The following is a 1,963-nucleotide window of genomic DNA, read 5'->3' on the forward strand; positions in this document are numbered from 1 at the left end:
CTCAGTCATATGGCTCACTCTTATCTAAGAGCGAGACCCTGTCAGGTCATTTCGGGGGCCAACTCAGCCGTTCGTAAGGAGAACGGTGTCGATCGGGGCTCCGAACGTCGCCGCACCAGCGCTCGGTCGGCCGCATTTCTTCAACCTCCGGAGCATCAGTTATGCCGCCACGGATCGCCGGCGGATCAACACTGTCGCCACGGCGAGCGCCGCGATCGGGGCAAGCAATGTGTAAAAAGCGAGCGTGCCGTGGAAAGCGGCGAACACATGGCCGACGATGAACGAGCCGGTCGTGCCGCCCAACGCCGAGAAGACCACGATCAGCCCGACCATCGCGGGCTGCTTCTCGGGCGGCATCGCCGAAAGGATCGCCGAATTGAGTGCGGGATAGATCGGCGCCATCGCCAGCCCGATCAGCGGAAAGAGGAAGGCAGCGAGTGGCGCGCCGGCCCATGACGTCACCTCGCCGCGATGCGCTTCGGCGAGCGGCAACACCGCGACGATCAGGATTGCCATCATCACAAGGCAGCCGCAGACCAGCGGAAACCACCCGGTGCGGCGAACGATCACCCCGGCGCCGAGCCGTCCGACGGCAAGACTGACCGCGAAAATCGATGCCGCCTGCACGCTCATCGGCGCGGACAGCCCGAGCAATTCGCGGTTGAAGGTCGGCAACCACGAGCCGATGCCCTGTTCGACCAGCACATAGCAGAAGATCGCCGCAATGAACGCGAGCGTCAGCGGGCGCCACGCCAGCCGGATCATATCGGCAAAGCGTCTCTCGGGCGCGCCCGACGCGGCAGCCCTGCCGATCGCGCCCTCGTCGAACGGCGTCACGACGAACAGCGCTGCCACCCCGAGACATAGTGCCGCCAGCACATAATAGACGTCGAGCCACTGGAGGTTCCCTGGTGCGACCGGATCGATGAAGGCGGCGAAGATCCAATAGCCGCTGAGCACGCCGAGCATGAACACGCCCTCGATCAGGTTGAGCAGCGAGGCATGCCGCGCGCTACCCTGCGTCAGCAGCCCGACGAAGCTGTAGACCGACACCTTGGCGACGCCGAAACCGATGCCGACCGCGAGGAACATCAGCCGCGTCGTCCAGAAGCCGGGCACGAGCGGCATCGCAAGGCAGGCGAAACCGACCCCGCTCAGCGCGACGATCAGCGCACGGCGCAACCCGAAGCGCGGCAATTGCGCCGCCAAAAGGAAGCTGGTCGCCGCGATCGACAGGTCCTTGAACCCCTCGAGCGAGCTCGCCGCCCCCTTGGTGACACGGAACGATTCGATCGACTGGAGGATCACCGTCCCCACGCTGTTCAGCAGCACCGCGAATATGGCGTAGCTAAGCGCCAACGCGATCGTGATCCGGGTCTTGTTCATCATCCTCCCCCCAACCTCACTCGCAATCCGGTTTATGGTCTTGACCGCTTCCTATTATGAAATGCATATCATAAGCAAATCGGGCGAGCGATCGTCATCCTCGGAGAGCAATGCAGTGGGGCGATCATTACCGGAAGCAAGCTTTTCGTCGCTCCGGTTCGCGCGCGACGGCTGGCACCTCTCGGCGGCGGGAACGGATGCGCAATCCGGCCATGTCGCGGCGCTGTTTTCGATCGGCAATGGCTTCGTCGGCACGCGCGGGCCGGGCGACCCCGTCGGCGCCCCGCGGGTCTATCTCAACGGAGTCTATGAGCGCGTGCCGATCGCCTATCACGAGGCGGCACACGGCTTCGCGCGGGAAAGCGACTTGCGGCTGGCGGTGGCCGATGCGACGCGCCCCGCGATCATGGTCGCGGGGCGGCTGCCCGGCGCGACGGCGGCGGTCGAGCTCGATCTCGCTCGTGGCGTGCGCACCGAAACGCTCGCGATCGACGAGGTGGCAGTGACGGTCGAGCAGTTCGTCCCGATGACGCGTCAGGGGCTGGTGCTGACCCGCGTCCGCTTTCCGGCGGGGCAG

General features: G+C 65.4%; 1 protein-coding gene and 1 pseudogene. One reads left to right on the plus strand and one right to left on the minus strand.

Annotated elements, in window-relative coordinates; all coding sequences use genetic code 11:
• Nucleotides 1-159 precede the first annotated feature (159 nt).
• Entirely contained in the window at nucleotides 160-1,386 is a 1,227-nt protein-coding gene (locus tag BGN95_RS12015; RefSeq protein ID WP_286772735.1) for an MFS transporter, read from the minus strand.
• Between the two features lie 115 nt (nucleotides 1,387-1,501).
• Here BGN95_RS12015 and BGN95_RS12020 point away from each other — a divergent pair.
• Nucleotides 1,502-1,963, plus strand: a pseudogene (locus tag BGN95_RS12020) (glycoside hydrolase family 65 protein); the annotation flags it as partial.

This window comes from Sphingomonas sp. 66-10 (assembly GCF_001897045.1).
GTDB classification, from domain to species: Bacteria; Pseudomonadota; Alphaproteobacteria; order Sphingomonadales; family Sphingomonadaceae; genus Sphingomonas; species Sphingomonas lycopersici.